Origin of the sequence: Agrobacterium sp. CFBP2214, from assembly GCF_030209895.1 — a bacterium.
Taxonomy (GTDB): domain Bacteria; phylum Pseudomonadota; class Alphaproteobacteria; order Rhizobiales; family Rhizobiaceae; genus Agrobacterium; species Agrobacterium radiobacter.
Genome location: NZ_JARVRC010000031.1, coordinates 1 through 2,478 on the forward strand (window position 1 = coordinate 1; position 2,478 = coordinate 2,478).

Genomic DNA, 2,478 nt, shown 5'->3' on the forward strand with positions numbered 1-2,478 from the left:
AATGTGGCAGCAAGGTTGGAATGTCGCGCATTGCGCAAAGTTAAAATGTCCCCTGTCGCTCTTTCAGCCCGTGAGAAGTGCGACACTGGCTCAAACAATCAGCCCCCGACCGGACCGGCTGGGCCGGGTTGCAAGGGTAGGGAGGGGGCGGGTGATGGAACTCCCCCTTCGGCTTTAGCTTCCTTCGATCGTCACCCCAGAGGGAGACGATCGAGGAAGTAACCACGCTGCCGTATAAGGCATAGACTTGCGCGATCTTTTTGACAAACCGTGCTTTTCTATCTGAGAACCCGCACCGCCATTTAACGGTCCACGACCGCTCGGAACGTGATCTCAACGAGCTGTTGGGGAAAGGCGAGGCGCGTCACACCAATGATGTTGCTAGCCAGCTGAGGGAGATCGGAACCGTAGACTTTTTTCCGGATTTCCGAGGCGGGGCCGAAGGCTGCATCGACGTCCAGTACGTAAAGTGTCTCTTCAACCACGTCATCGAAGGTTGCGCCGAATTGTTGTAGGAGGACGCGGGCGTTCTCATAAGTTTGGCGAATCTGAGCTTCCATGGTGTCGAACGAAACTGGCTTTCCAGCGGCATCGATTTCGGCAGGTGCGACCAAATTCCCTTGGCTATCGTGGCTCAGCTGACCGGAAACATAGATCGTATCCTTAACCTTGACCGCTTGTGCGTAGCCAAATGCTTTTTCCCAGGCAACGCCGTGGTTTGCAGATTCAACGCGGGGTCTGTTTGCTTTGTTCGTCATCGTTGGCTCCTTCGAGAAATGTTTAGAACCCGAAACTGAACGAGTTTGACTGTCTCGTAAATTGCAATAAATCTGACGAGTGTATTGCGTTTGACGCAATGAACGGAGTCTTCTTTGTTGACCACGCGATATGGTGGGCGATGCGCTATTTCTGCGGATTGCTCGTCCGGCCAGATATGATGGTCTCTCCAACAATCTTGATTACGACGTCTTATGACAGCAATGGGCCAGCTGCAGTCTTCCGCTTTTGGCCGGAAGTGGATCATTCAGCCGCATCTATTTGAGCAAGAGCCTTTTGCCGTCTCGCAATGACGTCCGGATCATTCATGAAATCCGTGCGCGGACCGGGTTTGCGGCCTCTCGGCTTGTAGCCGATCTTCTCACTGTTGGTCTTTGGCGCAGGTGCGTGGTCTCGATCTTGCTGCTCTTTGATGTAGGCCAGCACTTCGCCGAGACGCTTGTTCTCGACCACAGCCGCATGGGTCACGCGCTGGTCCTTATCGAATATCTTGTAAGGCAACGAGTGACCTTTCCATCGAATATCCAGTCGACCATCAGCGTAAGCGTATGTCTCGACATACTTTCCAACTAGGCCGCGCGTGACGTCGTTCTCCTCAAGCATGATGCGTTTGCGCTCATAGGAGAATGAAAGCTGTGCGCCGACGTGTCTTTGCTCGCGTTTGCAAAGCACGTCATTCAGCCTGCTTGGCGCCAGATTGACAGGCCGATGGAGGTTGTCGGGGCGGGTAGGGGTCACCGCAAAGCGGTCATTGTATCGCTCGATGAAGGCTGGCAGAAACGCATTGCCGGTCTCCATGTCACTGATATTGGCAAGCCTCAATTCCTTGACCAGCCGATCCTGCAATGTCCTGTTCATACGCTCGACGCGTCCCTTGGCCTGGCTGGAATTGGCGCAAAGGATCTCGATGTGCAGCTCCGATAGCGCGCGACCAAACTGCGTCATGCCTTGCCCGCCCTTGGCGTCTTTCCGGGCGACACGAAAAACGGAATGTTTGTCGGAGTAAAAGGCGATAGGTGCGCCATGCTCTTCAAGGTAAAGCGAAAGCGCCTCGAAATAGGTGAAAGCGCTCTCCGACCGAACAAACCGCAGCTGCATCAGCTTTCCGGTCGCATCGTCGACGAAGACCAATAGCGAGCAGGCGGGCCCACGATCCTCAAACCAACGATGCTCGGAGCCGTCTATCTGGACCAGTTCACCATAGGCCTCTCGTCGCAACCGCGGCTGATGAAACGTCCGCCGCTGCTTCCTCGAAAGCCATAGACCGGCATCCTGCATCCACTTGCGCAAGGTCTCGCGTGAAACCGTCACGCCGTGCTCTTCCTGGAGCTTCTCGGCCGCCAGCGTTGGCCCGAAATCAAGGTAGCGTTCTCGCACCAGCATCAAAACATAATCACGGACGCCGGTGGCTATTTTATTGTTTGACGGCCGACCGATCGCTTTATGCCTGATCGAGGCAGCGCCGGCAGCCTCAATACGACCAATCAATCTCTGAATATGCCGGACGCTGATTGCCAGTACATGCGCCGCTGCGACAAGGGTCATGCGGCCATCAACGACTTTCGACAAAACCTCGATCCGCTGCAAATCGCGCTCGCTCATGGTGATCAATCCCATCTGCATCTCCCAGACGTCAATCAGATCCGGGGAGTGTGACATTCCAACTTTGCAGAAACACGACACTTTAACTTTGCGGCTACA

General features: G+C 54.8%; 2 protein-coding genes. Both read right to left on the reverse strand.

All coding sequences use genetic code 11. The annotated features are described in order from the left end of the window. Window positions 1–302: 302 nt before the first annotated feature. Complete coding sequence (locus tag QRN60_RS26380; protein WP_111785186.1) at window positions 303–758, reverse strand: Rid family hydrolase; 456 nt, start codon at window positions 756–758, stop codon at window positions 303–305. 262 nt (window positions 759–1,020) lie between these two features. Continuing rightward, complete coding sequence (locus QRN60_RS26385) at window positions 1,021–2,394, reverse strand: ISNCY family transposase (RefSeq protein WP_112485243.1); 1,374 nt, start codon at window positions 2,392–2,394, stop codon at window positions 1,021–1,023. Window positions 2,395–2,478: the final 84 nt, after the last annotated feature.